Origin of the sequence: Mycobacterium sp. 48b, from assembly GCF_048282725.1 — a bacterium.
Classification (GTDB): Bacteria; Actinomycetota; Actinomycetes; order Mycobacteriales; family Mycobacteriaceae; genus Mycobacterium.
The window spans coordinates 3,405,382-3,419,857 of the sequence record NZ_JBLVUL010000001.1 but is presented as its reverse complement, the minus strand read 5'-3'; the positions used below and the strand labels follow the sequence as shown (position 1 = coordinate 3,419,857).

Sequence of the window (14,476 nt, the reverse complement as noted above, 5' to 3'; positions counted from 1 at the left end):
CCGTACCGTGACGACGGGGCCGGAATTCGTCAGCGACTGGTGCGCGGAACCGGCTGTGCGCCGGCGACCGCGTCACGGACCGTTGCCGACAGGCTGCGTTCATCAGTCAGATCGATATCGGTCAGTTTGCGGGTGGCCACGGCCACCACGTCGTCCTCGACCGGGACCGGGCCGGACAGCCGCGGACGGTAGATCTCGATCATGAGCTGCTGGCGTTCGATGTGGAACGAAAAACTCCGGCCATCGCCAACTTGGCCAAACCCGCTGGCGTGTACACCAGTGGAAATATCCTCCATAGCAAACTCGCGGTTACCCAGTTCCCGGTCTGCGGCGAGGGTCATGATCGAACCATACCTCGACTTATGCCGCGTTGGTTGCAGACGCGACCAATTCCGGCCGACGGCCATGCCTAGACTGGATTCCTGCACCTCACCGACCATCCGTTCCCGATCGAGAGCCATCCGTTGCGCCCAATTCTCGCAGGTCAGCCAGTTCGCGCCGGCCTCATTGCGCTGGCCCTGCTGCTCACCGCGGGCTGCAGCTCCAACCCCTCTGACGCCCCGCCGCCCACCATCGAGCCCGCTCAGGCCGCAGTTTCGCCCCCGGTCGCGGCGACCCCGGACGGTGAGATTCGGCAACTGCGCGGACACGCCGAGAGTGCGGTCTTCGACCCAGCAACCGGCACTCTGGCCGTTCTGGCTCCCGGGTCCGAAGGGCTCTCGACGCTGAGCCTGCTGACCGGCAACCGGCCCCCGCGCGACGTGACACTGACTCCCGCGGCCACCTCGCTGAGCGTCGACGGCCACGGTGACATCCTGGCCGCCACCCTCGGCGGATACTTCCGGGTGAACGTCGGCGAGGCCAAAGCCAGCAAAATCGAGGTGGATGGCGCCCAGGGCGTGGAGTTCACCGCGATCGCGCGACGCGCCGACGGCAACCCCGTGCTGGGCACTGCCGACGGAGCGGTTTACACCCTGTCCGGCGACCACACCGTGGCCGCCCGGCTCAAGATCTTCGCCCGCGTGGATTCCCTTGTCACCCAGGGAAATACCGCCGTGGTACTGGACCGCGGACAAACATCGGTGACGGCGGTCAACGCCAGCGGGACGAAGGCCGCGCAGGCCTTGCGGGCCGGCGAGGGCGCCACCACCATGGCCGCCGATACCCGGGGCCGGGTACTGGTTGCCGATACTCGCGGCGACGAGCTACTGGTGTTCGGCGCCGACCCGTTGATCATGCGTCAGCGCTACCCGGTGCCCGCCGCCCCGTACGGCCTGGCCGGATCCGCCGAGCTGGCCTGGGTGTCGCAGACCGCGGCGAACACCGTGATTGGTTACGATCTCTCCACCGGCATACCCGTGGAAAAGGTGCGTTATCGAACCGTGCAGCAACCGAACTCCCTGGCCTACGACGACAAGACCGACACCCTCTACGTGGTGTCCGGCTCGGGAGCCGGTGTGCAGGTGATCCGGACGGCGTCGGGCCGCCGATGACCACCATCCAGCAGGGCCGCATGCCTCCCGGATGGGACAAGGTCGTCGCCGAGGACCGTTCCGGGGAATACGACTGGATACCACTGCGGCTGCCGCCGGATGTCACCAGGATCAGCGCCTCGATCCGCTTGTCGATCGAGGCCGAGTACCGCGGCTGGGAGCTGACCCGGGTGCGGGCCTACACAGATGGGAGTCGACGGGTGCTGCTGCGCCGCAAGAAGACCGCGTCAACGATGCCGGGCACTCCGCAGGCGCCCTCGCTGTGATCTACGCGGCTCTGCGGCGGGCATTCTTCCTGGTGCCGCCGGAACGGATTCACCTGTGGGTGTTCGCCCTTCTGCGCACGGTCACCGGTCCCGCGATCCTGCGCCGCGCACTGGGGCGGCGCCTGGCACCCGCCGATCCGGTACTGGCCAGCACGGTGTTCGGGGTCCGCTTCCCCGGACCCATGGGCCTGGCCGCCGGTTTCGACAAGGACGGCCGCGGCCTGGAGACCTGGGGAGCGCTGGGCTTCGGGTATGCCGAGGTCGGTACCGTCACGGCCCAACCGCAGCCAGGGAATCCCGAGCCCCGGCTGTTCCGGCTGCCCGAGGACCACGCACTGCTCAACCGGATGGGATTCAACAACGAGGGTGCGGGGGCACTGGCCATCCGGCTGGCCCGGCACACCCCCGACGTACCCATCGGGGTGAACATCGGCAAGACCAAGCTGACCCCGCCCGAGGACGCGGTGGCCGACTACGCCGAGAGCACCCGGTTGGTCAGCGCGCTGGCCGCCTATGTCGTGGTCAACGTCAGCTCGCCCAACACCCCCGGATTACGAGATCTGCAGGCTGTCGAATCGCTGCGGCCGATCCTCGCCGCGGTCAAGGCCGAGACGGACAAGCCCGTCCTGGTCAAGATCGCCCCCGACCTCTCCGACGCCGATATCGACGAGATCGCCGATCTGGCAGTCGAATTGGGGCTGGCGGGGATCGTGGCCACCAACACCACCGTGTCCCGGGAGGGGCTGGCCACGCCCGGCGTCGCCGAACTGGGCACCGGCGGGATCTCGGGGCGCCCGGTGGCAGACCGGTCCCTGCAGGTGCTGCGACAGCTGCACTCCCGCGTGGGCGGCAAGCTCGTGCTCATCAGTGTCGGCGGCATCGAAACCGCCGACGACGCATGGGAACGGATCACCTCCGGGGCCACCCTGCTGCAGGGTTACACCGGGTTCATCTACGGCGGCGGACTGTGGGCCAAACAGATCCACGACGGCATCGCCGAGCGGTTGCACGCCGGCGGGTTCGCGTCGCTGAGCGACGCGATCGGCTCCGCGACGCGCTGAGCCCCCGCCGCCCTACTCCAGGCCGGCAGAGCCGTCAGGTTTGACGGTGACCTTGGCGCCCGCGATGTCCTCGCGGATGCTGGCCTCGGCCTGGGACAGATCGGAAACGACGGCGAGCGCCCGGCCACCGCTGGGGGTGCGGACGGCGACGAACACCTTCTCGAGCTCGCCGTCCCGGTTGAACGGCGTGGTCCAGGTCTCCAGCGTCCCGGTGCCCGACCAGCCGTCCTCGGCCACCACCGTCGGCTCCGCATCGACCTCGGATTGCACATCTTCCCAACGGAATTGCTCCCGGGGCGGTTCGGTGCTGTAGATGCCGAAACTGTGCTTGCTCAGGTAGCCGCCGTTGGCGGTGATCAGGCCGAGCTGACCGGGGTTGGCCGTCAGCCGTTCGGCCATCGTGGCAATGGAATGCGACACGTAGTTGTTCCACGGCCCACCGGCGAAGGTCAGACCACCTGTCACCGTCAGTGGACGCTGCGGATCGTCCAGCGGCAGCCCCAGTTCCTTGGCGGCCACCTGGACCGCCGACGGGAAGCACGAGTACACGTCGACCATCGCCAGATCGTCGACACCCACGCCGGCGAGCTCCAACACCCGAGCGCCGGCGATCCGGATGGCCGGCGAACCGGAGAAGCTGCTCCTCTGCCCGATCAGGTAGGTGTCGTGAGCATCGGTGCCGGCATATGGGAAAACCCAACGCTCCCTGGGGATCTGCAGCTGCGTCGCCTTGCCCACCGACGTCAGGATCAGGACGGCACCCTGGTCGACCATGTTGTTGGAGTTCATCAGCTTGGTATACGGCCAGCTGATCATCCGGTTGGCCGGACCCGGCTGCCAGATCTCGTCGGCCGGCACCGCCTCCCGGCTCCAGGCGTGCGGATTGCCTTCGGCGACTTGGCTGAAGCGCGACCACAGCTCGCCGATCCGGCGACGGTGGTCCTCAGGCCGCTCCCCCGCCTCGATCCGCAGGGCCTGCTCGAACATCGGATAGACGTGCGACGGCGCCACCAGGCCGATCCGGATCTCGGCCGGCCCGGCCATGTCGAACTCCGGATCGCTGGGCGCCATCGGCACCGACTCGTCCTGCTCGGTGCCGGCCAGCCGCTCACCGCGTGACTTCAATCGGCTTCGGGTACGCCAGGTTTCACCCCCGGCGATCAGCACCACCTCGTTGCGGCCCTGCTGGATGTCCAGGCAGGCCTGATTGACCAGCGACTGCGGCACATTACCGCCGACCGGGGTGTAGCGGGTCGCGGCATCGGGCGCACCGATCCGCTGGGCCAGCAGCAGACCCGGATCCCGGTAGCGCAGCGACAGCAGGTTGACCACCCGGACGGCGTCGACCGCTTTCAGCACCGCGGCGTCGGCGGCACCCCGGGCGGCCGCCTCCATCAGGTCGACCGGCTCGCTGCCGGGGTTCTCCTCGTGCTGGTTGACCTGGCCGTAGCCGACCAACACCGGGGTTCTGGGATCAAGTGCCACTTTCGAATTCCTATTCTGCCGCCGGGCCGACCCGGTAGATCGACTTCAGACTCTGGTAGGCGGCCAGTCCTTCGGGACCGAGTTCACGGCCCAGCCCGCTGGCCTTGACACCGCCGAACGGCGCTGCGATGTCCAGTTGGTAGTCGTTGACGCCCACGGTGCCGGTGTGGATGGCGCGGGCGACGTCAGTGGCACGCTCGGCATCGGCGGACCAGACCGTTCCGCCCAACCCGTACTCACTGTCGTTGGCCAGTTCGATGGCGTGCTGTTCAGTCTCGTACGGGATCACCGCGAGCACCGGACCGAAGATCTCCTCCTGGGCGATCCGGGCCGAATTGTCGACGTCGGCGAACACGGTCGGTGACACGAACCAACCGTCGGGCTGATCGGCCGGAATCCCACCGCCGGCGACAAGCCTCGCGCCGTCGGCCTTGCCGGCTTCGATGTATCCCAGGACGCGGTCTCGCTGACGCGGGCTGACCAGCGGCCCCACCTCGGTCGACTTGTCCAGTGGGTCACCCACTTTCAACCCGGCCGTCAGGGCGGCCAGCGCGTCGACCACCTCGGCGTAGCGCGACTTCGGCGCGAGAATCCGCGAATTCAGGTGGCAGGTCTGCCCGTTGTTGACGAACGACGCGTTCTTCAGGCCCTTGATGGTGGTGTCCAGGTCAGCGTCCTCGAGGATGACTGCTGCCGACTTCCCGCCCAATTCCAGGGTGACCGGCCGCAACAGCCGCCCGCACTCCTGCGCGATGAGCCGTCCCACGGCGGTCGACCCGGTGAACGACACCTTGTCCACGCCGGGATGCGACACCAGGTGGGCGCCGGCGTCAGGGCCGCCGGCGATGACGTTGAGTACACCCGCGGGCAACCCGGCCGCCAACGCCGCCTCGGCGAAGATCAATACGTCCAAAGCTGTTTCGGGGGATGCCTTCAGCACCACGGTGCAGCCGGCCGCCAGCGCGGGGGCCAGCTTGAACGCGGCCAGCGCCTGAGGGTAGTTCCACGGCACGATCGCCCCGACCACGCCGACCGGTTCACGGCGGACGATGGTGTGCCCGATCGCGGCGGGCCGGATCTCCTCGGCGGCGGTCTGGCCGATCAACCCGGCGTAATACCGCAGCAGTCCCGCAGGAAAGAACCCGTTGGCCCCACGCGACAAGCGGATCGGCATGCCGTTCTCCCGCGTGCACAACTCATCGGTCGACGACGCCCGGGCGAGCAGCTCGTCGGCCAACCGGCCCATGGCGGCCGCCCGATCGGCAGGCGGCGTCGAGGCCCAGCCGGGCAGCGCGGCCCGCGCGGCGGCCACCGCCGCGTCGACTTCGGCCCCGTCGGCGGCGGCACCGTCACCGAGCAGCGCACCGGTGGCGGCTTCCAGCACGGGCGTGGATGCCCCGGCGGCCCGGAAGCGGCCTCCGATGAAGACCCGTGCACCATCATCGACAACGGTCATGCGGGACTCCTTCGACGCTTGAACGAGACGGACCCATCACTGCGTCACAGCGACGCAGTGATGGGTCCACCTTCGCGCGAGCGGGCCCGCGCTGTAAACGACATGCAGGGAAACCCCTGCGTGAGCGATCGGGACATCTAGTCGCCCGGATCGCCGCGCCGAGGAGGCGCTCCCGGCCCTAGTTCTGCTCGTAGGTGCCGTGGATGACGGCGCGGGCGATGGCCTGACCGAACAGGTTGAAGCCCAGGTAGGCGGGGGTGGCGCCCTCCGGCAGTTCCAGTGACTCCACCGGCAGTGCGTGCACCGCGATGTAGTAGCGGTGCGGGCCGTGACCGGCAGGCGGGGCCGCACCCAGGTAACGCTTGAGGCTCGCGTCGTTGGTCAGCGTGACTGCCCCACCGGGCAGCTCGCCGCCGTCACCGGCGCCGGCGGGCAGTTCGGTCACCGTCGCTGGCAGGTCTGCGACCGCCCAGTGCCAGAAACCGGAGGCGGTCGGGGCATCCGGGTCGTACACCGTGACGGCGAAACTCTTGGTCTCGGCCGGGAATCCCGACCAGCTCAGCTGCGGCGAGACGTCCGAACCGCCGGCTCCCATGATCCCGCTGACCTGATCATTGGCCAGCGACTGTCCGTCGGTGACCGATTCGGAGGTCAAGGTGAACGTCGGCAGCTTCGGCAGGCTGTCGTACGGAGATGTGCTCATGGTTCCCTCTCGTCGTGACTCGTGCGGTCAGCAGTTCTGCAGAAAGTGTTCCAGAACGCCCGCCCCGAACTGCAGCGCGTCCACCGGCACCCGCTCATCGACGCCGTGGAACAGCGCCGCGAAGTCCAGCTCGGGCGGCAGTCGCAGCGGCGCGAATCCGAAGCAGCGAATGCCCAGTCGGACAAACGCTTTCGCATCGGTACCGCCCGACATCATGTAGGGCACCGTGCGGGCGTCGGGATCGACGGCCAGGATCGCGGCGTTCATCGCGTCGACCAGATCGCCGTCGAACGTGGTTTCCACGCTGGGCAGGTCACGTTCCCAGGTGCGGGCGATGTTGGGACCGAGCAGCGCGTCGAGCTCCCGCTCGAAGGCCTCCTTGCGGCCGGGCAGGACGCGGCAGTCGACCATGGCCTCGGCCGTGGCCGGGATGACGTTGGCTTTGTAGCCGGCCTTGAGCATCGTGGGGTTCGCGGTGTCGCGCAGGGTGGCGCCGACGATGCGCGCGATGCCTCCCAATTTTGCGATCGAGCCCTCCAGATCCGGCGAGTTCGGGTCGAGGTCATAGCCCGTCTCTTCTGAGACCGCGGTCAGGAACTGCTCGACCGACTCGCTGAGCACCAGCGGGAACCGATGCCGGCCCAGCTTCGCGACGGCATCGGCGATCTCGGTGACGGCGTTGTCGTCGTGCACCATCGAGCCGTGGCCGGCACGTCCGCGCGCCGTCAGCCGCATCCAGGACAGACCCTTCTCGGCCGTCTCGATGAGGTACAGGCGCTTCTCGCCGCCGTCCTTCGTCGGGACGGTCAGCGAGAAGCCACCGACCTCGCCGATGGCCTCGGTGACGCCGTCGAACAAATCGGGGCGATTGTCGACAAGCCACTGGCAGCCGTAGGTGCCGCCGTGTTCCTCGTCGGAGACGAACGCGAACACCAGCTCGCGGGGCGGCACGATGCCCGTGCGCTTGAAGTGTCGCGCCACCGCGATGGCCATCCCGACCATGTCCTTCATGTCGACCGCGCCGCGGCCCCAGACATAGCCGTCCTTGACCGCGCCGGAGAACGGGTGCACGCTCCAGTCGGCCGGCTCGGCCGGCACCACGTCGAGGTGTCCGTGGATCATCAGCGCACCACGCGAGGGGTCCGCGCCCGGCAGGCGGGCGAACACATTGCCCCGGCCGGGCGCCCCGGCCTCGACGTACTCGGTCTCGTAGCCGACCTCCTGCAGCTGCTCGGCCACCCAGTGAGCACACTCGGCCTCACCCTTGGTGGTTGCCGGGTCACCTGTGTTGGAGGTGTCGAATCGGATGAGCGCACTGACGAGATCGACCACCTCGTCCGCGCTGGAGGCGGGGACAGTCACAGAGTCCATTGGTACCACCGATTCGCTGCGGGACGCCGGTTTGGGTCTTCGGCACTCGATCCGATAGCCTTAGGCGCCCAGCCCGCGAGGCTGGCAGGTCCGAGTGGCGGAATGGCAGACGCGCTAGCTTGAGGTGCTAGTGCCCTATTAACGGGCGTGGGGGTTCAAGTCCCCCCTCGGACACACACCAGAGGCGAGCGAAATGAACGCTCGCCTCGATCAATCTCAGGCCGGGTTCAATTTGCCGGCGGCGACAGCCACCCAGGTCAATTCCTCGTGGAAAATATCGCTGTGCGCCCCGGAGGGACTCTTGTCCTCGACCACCACTTCCGACGAGTTCAGATTCAGGATCTGACCGGGTTGGAACGGGTAGCTCGCGCCCTTGGCTCCCAGGCTCTGGGTTTGCGACTGGTATGCCCCGTGTGAGCCCATGGCCCGCCAGCGGAACAACGGGTCTTCGGCCGCGGCCGCATCTTCACCCGCCGCGGCCGAGGCCAGCGGATAGAACGTCCCGAGGGCCCGGTCATGGCTGGAGAAGCAGACCGTCAGCGGGCCGTCGATGCGGTCGAGCAGACCCGTCAGCTCACCGGCGCCCTTCCGGAACGGCAACCGCTCGGTGAAGGTGAACCGGGAGTAGGCCCCCTGCAACAGGGTCACCGCCTTGACCGGTGAGGGCTGGACCGCACTCATCCCGGCAAGCGCGTACGACACCACCCTGGCCCCGAAACTGTGTCCGACCAGATGAATCCGCAACTCGGGGAACTCGGCGTGCAGCTGATCGATGACGGGGCCCAGGCCCTGCCGTCCCACCACCCCGGCGCGGTTCTTCATCTTCCAGTAGCTGAGCTGACGCAGCGCCTCCTTGGCACCGTGCCACAATCGGCCGACGAAATCGCCCAGGCCGGCCGCTCCCCCGCCATCGTCGTCGAATTCCACACCGGCATTGGCCAATTCATCGGCGAACGTGGTGAACAGCTTCTCCGGGTCTTGGTCCTTCGCGAGCATCCCAGGGCCGGCGTCGGGGGCATCGCCCTCACCGTCGTCGAACCCGGTCTGGGTGGCTGCGTTGAACGCACGCAACGCGTCGAGCAGCTCCGGCGCCCGTTCTTCGCTCGGTGGGGCGGCCAGCAGGGCGGCGATGGTGTCCAGCTGCTCCTTGCCGCCGGGGAAAAGGTCCTTGAGCTCGTCGAGCTGGGCCGGGTCGATGGTCACCGGCCCGGCGGGCACCGCGACCTCGTCGCCCAGCGCGGCCGCGCCTCCGCCGTCGTGTGCCGCCGGCCCGCCGAAATCCGGGATCGGCTCGTCGCGCCAGAGCTGCGACGGCCACCGCAACCCGACGAAGCCGACCGTGCGGGCGGGGTCCAGTTGCGGCGCCAAAATCTCGAACCACCGCTGGTACAACGACGTCGCGGCCGCTTCGTCGTTGTTCCAGCCGTGGGAGAAGATGATCAGGTCGGTCGGCCCCGCCGCCCCGATCCGGCTCTTGAGATCGGCCAGCACCCCCGGATCGGGGTCGCCCTCGGCATCGAACACCAGGCGCCACATCCGGGCCGCCACATCGTTGGTCATCGGAGGTCCTTTCAGGTCAAACGGATTGCAGGGCACGCATGAGATCCAGCAGGCCGCTGCCCTGGAATGCCGGGTCCCGATTCAGCGAGGTCGCCGATTCGACGAAGATGCGTTTGATCGCCTCGGGTTCGCTGACGAACTCGCGCTGCACCGACAGGAACGCCGCGATCGCGCCGGACACGTGCGGCGCCGCCATGCTGGTACCGCTCTCCTCGACGTACACGGGCACGTCGTCGGCCAGATCGATCTGGTTGCTGACCTTTTCCCGGCGGCTGCCGGCAGCGGCCGAGGTGATGCGTTCACCGGGCGCGACCAGATCGGGCTTGCGCCGGCCGTCCCCGGTGGGACCGCGCGACGAGAAGTACGAGACGCCGAAGGTGTGCGGCGAACTCCGGTGCGTGGACCCCACCGTGATCGCGCTCTCGGTATTGCCCGGGTCGTTGATCGTCATGTCGGCGGTGAACTTCATCGAGTCCTTGCTGAACGCCGTATTCAACGACACGTAACCGGAATTGCCCGCGGCGACGACCACCACCACACCCGAACGCACGGTCTTGTCGACCTCGATGCACATCGGGCTCTGCCCGCACGCATACCACTCGGCGTCGAATTCGTAGCCGAGGCTGAGGTTCACCCCGTGTATCCGGGGCACCCGCTCGCTGCCTGCGTTGAGTTTCCGGACGTAGGCCAGGGCCCGCATCACCCGGCTCACCCGGGACGCGTCATCCCCGGGCCCGAGCACCTTGAGGCTGACCAGCTTGGCCTTGGGCGCCATGCCTGCCAATCGCGACGGATCGGCCACCGTGCGCGGCGCGGTGATCGGATCACCGCCGAACTCAGGGTCGTTGAGCCGCTTCTCGACCACCACGATGTCCTCGGGCTTGCGGTCCACCAACCCCCCGGCGATGATCCCGGCCACATGCGTACCGTGTCCGTCGGTGTCGGTCAGCGGGGCATCGCCCCCGGTGAAGTCGCAGTGCAGATCGGCCACCGCGGGATCACTGAGGTTGCGATACGCCGCGAAGTGGGCGTGCTTCTCGTCGATACCGGAATCGACCACCGCCCAGACGATTCCCTCTCCGAAGCTGTCGAACGACCGCTGGGCGGCGACAGCTTTGATGGTCGTCGAGGAGGCATCGATCTGCGGGTGCACCTCGAAGTCCGGCCAGATCCGGTAGATCGCACGCTCCGGCCAGGTCTGCGGGACCGCGTCAGCCGACACGATCGCCTTGATCTGGTCGGACGTAAGGTCGCCTGCCATGAACTGATCGGCCAGCGGCTCCGGAGTACCCGACGCGCGCACCAGTTTCCACAGCTCCCCGACCCGGTCCATCGCGGCGCCCACCGACGGCTGGAACGTGAGGTTCAGCTCGATCATGACGGGTATCGGGGTGTCGCTGCTCTCCTGCGCCATCGTCTTCCGCAACGGCGGTGTGACGACGCCGGCGAGAACCGGATCACGTTTGGGCGGTTCGGTGGTCCCGACCTCCGGGGCGGTCGCGCACTCGGCCGAGGGCGCGACGGTCCGCGTCGCAGGCTGAGCGGCCGCCTCGGTCCGGTCCCGGGCACCCGCGACAGCCTTGCCGCCCGCCTCGGTCAACCGCACCGCGTCGCTGCGGGCGACCTTCGGCGCGACCAGTTTCCGCCTGCGCAGCGCCGCGACGGCATCACGAACCCGGTTGTGCCAGTACGGCTTGTCGTTCTCGTACTGTCGGTCGCGCTCGGTGAATCTCGCCGCGAATTCGGCTGCCACGGTCTCGGTCAGCAGCTGCATGTCCACGGCATTGCCGGAATCCTCCAGATCTCCCAACGCAACCAGAACCCGATCTGCCCAGTTCTCCCCAGTTGAACTCACCGCGCTCCTCGGCATGCTCCGCCACCCCAGGTTTTCCTGCGTCGAATGATCGTCGCTCAGCCGGGCCGCCCGTACACGCGTATTCGACTACTCGAAACGCACCCGTGTCGGCAATGCCGGATCGAGTAGCCCACTACTCATGTCATTTCCGCCGACGTGAACAACAATCGTGTACCGGGAGGCAGCACGCATTCCGGCCGGAGGGAAACGACGAATGGTGACCACGGCGAGACAGGCTCCAGCGTTGATCGCAGACGTCTGGTCCCGGTCCCGGTCGGTGACGGTCGCGTTGGCGGCCCGGATCGCCCAGCACATCGATCAGTCCGTGGGATGGGCCCGGCTGCCCAAGGCCATCGGCCTGGCCGTGCTGATCGGCCTGCGGCACCAGCTGCGGACGGCGAATCTGTATGCCGCCGAACCTGCCCCGATCCCACCGACCGGCCCCGTCGGGGTCGGCAATTACCTGAGCGCGCGCACCCGCGACGGTTCCTACAACGACCTGAGCGACCCGAGGATGGGTGCGGTGGGTTGCCGCTTCGGCCGTAACGTCCCGCCCGAATACTCGTATCCGGAATCGGCCAAGCAGCTGCTCGACCCCAACCCGCGCCTGATCAGCCGCACCCTGCTCACCCGGGACAGTTTTCAGCCCGCCACCACGCTGAACCTCCTGGCCGCGGCGTGGATTCAGTTCGAGGTGCACGACTGGTTCGCCCACGGCTCGGCACCCGCCCAGCCCTGGGTGGTGCCGCTGCGCGACGACGATCCGTGGCCCGAGCGGCCGATGCGGGTGGAGCGCACCCCGCCCGATCCCCACCCCAGCCCGGCCGGACCGCCCACCTTCGTCACCCAGGAATCGCATTGGTGGGATGCCTCCCAGATCTACGGGACCACACCGGCGTTCGCCAGCGCCCTGCGCGCGCCGGAGCGCGGCAAGCTGCGAATCGACGATTCCGGCCTGCCACCACCTGAGGTCGAGGCGACTGCTGACCTGACCGGCACCGCGGGCAACTTCTGGGTGGGCCTGGCCCTGCTGCACTCACTGTTCATGCGGGAGCACAACGCCATCTGCGATCGCCTGGCCGAGGCGCACCCCCACCTGACCCGCCAACAGCTCTACGACAAGGCGCGTCTGGTCAACTCAGCACTGATGGCCAAGATCCACACCGTGGACTGGACGCCGGCCATCATCGCGCACCCGACGACGGTGACGGCCATGCGGGTCAACTGGTTCGGGCTGCTGGGCGAGAAGCTCGGCCCCAGGTTCCGACGGAGCTTCGGGCGCGTCGGCAGCAGCCCGCTGCTGCACGGCATCCCCGGCTCGCCCACCACCCATCACGGCGTGCCCTATTCGCTGACCGAGGAGTTCGTCGCGGTGTACCGGATGCACCCGCTGATCCCCGACGAGTTCATCTTCCGCTCGCTGGCCGACGACCGGGTCACCGCGCAACACGAACTACCCGAACTCTCGGTGCTCAATGTGCGTGCCCGGCTGGCCGAAAGCCCGATGGCCGACCTGTTCTACTCCTTCGGTCGCGCCCATCCCGGGGCGCTGTCGCTGCACAACTTCCCCCGGCACCTGCAGCACATGCATCGCGTCGACGGCACCCTGATCGATCTGGCCACCATCGACCTGATCCGGTGCCGGGAGCGGGGTGTGCCGCGATACAACGAGTTCCGGAGGTTGTTCCGGCTCAAGCCGGTGAAGACGTTCGAGGAGCTGACCGGCGAGACAGACCTGGCTGCCGAGCTGCGCGAGGCCTACGACGACGATGTGGACCTCGTCGACCTGGTGATCGGGCTGTACGCCGAGCCCAAACCGCCCGGATTCGGCTTCAGCGACACCGCATTCCGGGTCTTCATCCTGATGGCCACGCGGCGGCTGGAAAGCGACCGCTTCTTCACCACGGACTTCCGTGAAGAGACCTACACCGTCGCCGGCATGAAGTGGGTCAGGGACAACGACATGCGCTCGGTGTTGTTGCGCCACTTTCCCGAGCTTGCGCCGGCCCTGGCCGGCGTGGCCAACCCGTTCGCCCCTTGGAATGTCGTCTCCCCCACCCGAAAGGCATCCGTATGACCGCAGCCATGACCGCCGCCGAAGTGCGTCGCATCGTCGAGAACCTCAAGCCGGTTCCCTACCGCGACGATCTCGAGCAGCCCAAGGCGGGCGAGGCCCAGGACATCGAGAAGATCGTCAATGCTCTGCGCAAGAACAACGAACGGGCCTACAAGAAGTTCAAGCACGGCCTGCGTGACGCACATGCCAAGAGCCACGCCATCCTGCGCGGCGACCTCATCGTCAACCCGGATCTGCCGGAGGTGCTCGCCCAGGGGATCTTCGCCGAAGCGCGCAGCTATCCGGTGATCGCCCGCATCTCGACGACCTCGGGGGTACTGCGCAGCGACAGGAACCGCGGCGTGCGCGGACTCGGCATCAAGGCCATCGGCGTGAAGGGCGAGCGCGCCATGAAGGACCCGGAGGACGAACAGAATGTCACGCAGGACTTCGTGCTCGTCACCCACGAGGAATTCCTGTTCGCCGACGCCCACGCGTACCGCAAGCTGGGGATGCTGAGCGCCACGCTGCTGGCCCGGTTGTCCGACGGCGCGCTGTGGGCAGTCAGCGAACTGCTCGGCGCGCTCAAGAAGATCCGCCTGCCGATACCGGAGAATCTGGCCGTGTTCGCCGCCCCCAACCGGCCGATCCTGGGCGAGACGTTCTTCTCCTCCGCCCCGATCCGGTACGGCGACTACGTGGCGCGATTCAAGTACGAACCGACCTCACCGGAGGCCAAAGCGCTTGCCGATCAGACCCTTCCGCGCAATCCCGGACAGGACGAGCACCGCGATCTGATCATGGCATTCTTCGAAAAGCATTCCGCGGAGTACACATTCAGCGTCCAACTGTGCCTCGACGCGAAGAAGATGCCGATCGAGGACGCCACGAAACCCTGGAAGTCATCCCCGTACCTGCCGGTCGCCAAGGTGGTTTTCCCCAAACAGAATCCGTACAGCGCGCTGCGCCGCGCGTACGGCGACGACGTGCTGTCCTTCAACTCATGGCGCGGCCTGGAGGCACACCGGCCGCTGGGGTCCATCAATCGGCTGAAGCTCAAGGTGTACGAGGCGTCGAGCGACTTCCGGCACAAGATGAATCACATCGACCGGCACGAGCCCTCCGACATCGCCGAACTTCCGGACTGACCCCCCAGCGAACGGGAAATAC

General features: G+C 67.7%; 12 protein-coding genes and 1 tRNA gene. 6 read left to right on the top strand and 7 right to left on the bottom strand.

Annotated elements, in window-relative coordinates; translation table 11 throughout:
* Positions 1 to 29: 29 nt before the first annotated feature.
* Positions 30 to 341: a hypothetical protein gene (locus ACNQR1_RS16550; RefSeq protein ID WP_418047266.1), complete on the bottom strand. Its 312-nt coding sequence runs from the start codon at positions 339 to 341 to the stop codon at positions 30 to 32.
* A gap of 123 nt (positions 342 to 464) precedes the next feature.
* Between ACNQR1_RS16550 and ACNQR1_RS16545 the strand changes: the two genes are divergently transcribed.
* The 3 genes from ACNQR1_RS16545 to ACNQR1_RS16535 are packed head-to-tail and all read left to right on the top strand — an operon-like array spanning position 465 to position 2,820.
* Positions 465 to 1,493 (top strand): YncE family protein, encoded by a 1,029-nt coding sequence (locus tag ACNQR1_RS16545; protein WP_418047265.1) that lies wholly within the window; start codon positions 465 to 467, stop codon positions 1,491 to 1,493.
* Positions 1,490 to 1,759 (top strand): DUF5703 family protein, encoded by a 270-nt coding sequence (locus ACNQR1_RS16540; protein ID WP_418047264.1) that lies wholly within the window; start codon positions 1,490 to 1,492, stop codon positions 1,757 to 1,759. Before ACNQR1_RS16545 ends, ACNQR1_RS16540 begins: the two co-directional genes overlap by 4 nt.
* Positions 1,759 to 2,820: a quinone-dependent dihydroorotate dehydrogenase gene (locus tag ACNQR1_RS16535; protein WP_418050393.1), complete on the top strand. Its 1,062-nt coding sequence runs from the start codon at positions 1,759 to 1,761 to the stop codon at positions 2,818 to 2,820. The genes ACNQR1_RS16540 and ACNQR1_RS16535 overlap by 1 nt, the downstream gene beginning before the upstream one ends.
* A gap of 12 nt (positions 2,821 to 2,832) precedes the next feature.
* Here ACNQR1_RS16535 and ACNQR1_RS16530 read toward each other — a convergent pair whose 3' ends face one another.
* The 4 genes from ACNQR1_RS16530 to ACNQR1_RS16515 form a co-directional block, all read right to left on the bottom strand.
* The gene (locus tag ACNQR1_RS16530) at positions 2,833 to 4,305 is read right to left on the bottom strand and encodes an acetyl-CoA acetyltransferase (protein WP_418047263.1); all 1,473 of its coding nucleotides are present in this window, start codon (positions 4,303 to 4,305) and stop codon (positions 2,833 to 2,835) included.
* Between the two features lie 10 nt (positions 4,306 to 4,315).
* Positions 4,316 to 5,761: an aldehyde dehydrogenase gene (locus ACNQR1_RS16525; protein WP_418047262.1), complete on the bottom strand. Its 1,446-nt coding sequence runs from the start codon at positions 5,759 to 5,761 to the stop codon at positions 4,316 to 4,318.
* A 178-nt stretch (positions 5,762 to 5,939) separates the two neighbouring features.
* A complete protein-coding gene (locus tag ACNQR1_RS16520) occupies positions 5,940 to 6,464 on the bottom strand; it encodes a YbhB/YbcL family Raf kinase inhibitor-like protein (RefSeq protein ID WP_418047261.1) in 525 nt (174 codons plus the stop codon).
* Positions 6,465 to 6,491: 27 nt separating this feature from the next.
* Positions 6,492 to 7,835 (bottom strand): M20/M25/M40 family metallo-hydrolase, encoded by a 1,344-nt coding sequence (locus ACNQR1_RS16515; RefSeq protein ID WP_418047260.1) that lies wholly within the window; start codon positions 7,833 to 7,835, stop codon positions 6,492 to 6,494.
* A gap of 88 nt (positions 7,836 to 7,923) precedes the next feature.
* Here ACNQR1_RS16515 and ACNQR1_RS16510 point away from each other — a divergent pair.
* Positions 7,924 to 8,009: transfer RNA gene (locus tag ACNQR1_RS16510), tRNA-Leu, on the top strand.
* Positions 8,010 to 8,051: 42 nt separating this feature from the next.
* On the opposite strand, the gene ACNQR1_RS16505 is transcribed toward ACNQR1_RS16510, so the two are convergent.
* Positions 8,052 to 9,395, bottom strand: coding sequence for a serine-threonine protein kinase (locus ACNQR1_RS16505; RefSeq protein ID WP_418047259.1), 1,344 nt, complete (start codon positions 9,393 to 9,395; stop codon positions 8,052 to 8,054).
* Between the two features lie 16 nt (positions 9,396 to 9,411).
* Positions 9,412 to 11,250 carry a S8 family peptidase gene (locus ACNQR1_RS16500; RefSeq protein ID WP_418047258.1) on the bottom strand — a complete coding sequence of 613 codons (1,839 nt, stop codon included), beginning with the start codon at positions 11,248 to 11,250 and terminating at the stop codon, positions 9,412 to 9,414.
* A gap of 214 nt (positions 11,251 to 11,464) precedes the next feature.
* Between ACNQR1_RS16500 and ACNQR1_RS16495 the strand changes: the two genes are divergently transcribed.
* Positions 11,465 to 13,327 (top strand): peroxidase family protein, encoded by a 1,863-nt coding sequence (locus ACNQR1_RS16495; RefSeq protein ID WP_418047257.1) that lies wholly within the window; start codon positions 11,465 to 11,467, stop codon positions 13,325 to 13,327.
* Between the two features lie 8 nt (positions 13,328 to 13,335).
* Entirely contained in the window at positions 13,336 to 14,454 is a 1,119-nt protein-coding gene (locus ACNQR1_RS16490) for a catalase family protein (protein ID WP_418050392.1), read from the top strand.
* Positions 14,455 to 14,476: the final 22 nt, after the last annotated feature.

Bases quoted from the DNA above. Each gene is read 5' to 3' on its own strand.
- ACNQR1_RS16550 (WP_418047266.1), bottom strand. From the start codon at position 341: ATGACCCTCGCCGCAGACCGGGAACTGGGTAACCGCGAGTTTGCTATG.
- ACNQR1_RS16540 (WP_418047264.1), top strand. From the start codon at position 1,490: ATGACCACCATCCAGCAGGGCCGCATGCCTCCCGGATGGGACAAGGTC.
- ACNQR1_RS16525 (WP_418047262.1), bottom strand. From the start codon at position 5,761: ATGACCGTTGTCGATGATGGTGCACGGGTCTTCATCGGAGGCCGCTTC.
- ACNQR1_RS16520 (WP_418047261.1), bottom strand. From the start codon at position 6,464: ATGAGCACATCTCCGTACGACAGCCTGCCGAAGCTGCCGACGTTCACC.
- ACNQR1_RS16515 (WP_418047260.1), bottom strand. From the start codon at position 7,835: ATGGACTCTGTGACTGTCCCCGCCTCCAGCGCGGACGAGGTGGTCGAT.
- ACNQR1_RS16505 (WP_418047259.1), bottom strand. From the start codon at position 9,395: ATGACCAACGATGTGGCGGCCCGGATGTGGCGCCTGGTGTTCGATGCC.
- ACNQR1_RS16495 (WP_418047257.1), top strand. From the start codon at position 11,465: ATGGTGACCACGGCGAGACAGGCTCCAGCGTTGATCGCAGACGTCTGG.
- ACNQR1_RS16490 (WP_418050392.1), top strand. From the start codon at position 13,336: ATGACCGCCGCCGAAGTGCGTCGCATCGTCGAGAACCTCAAGCCGGTT.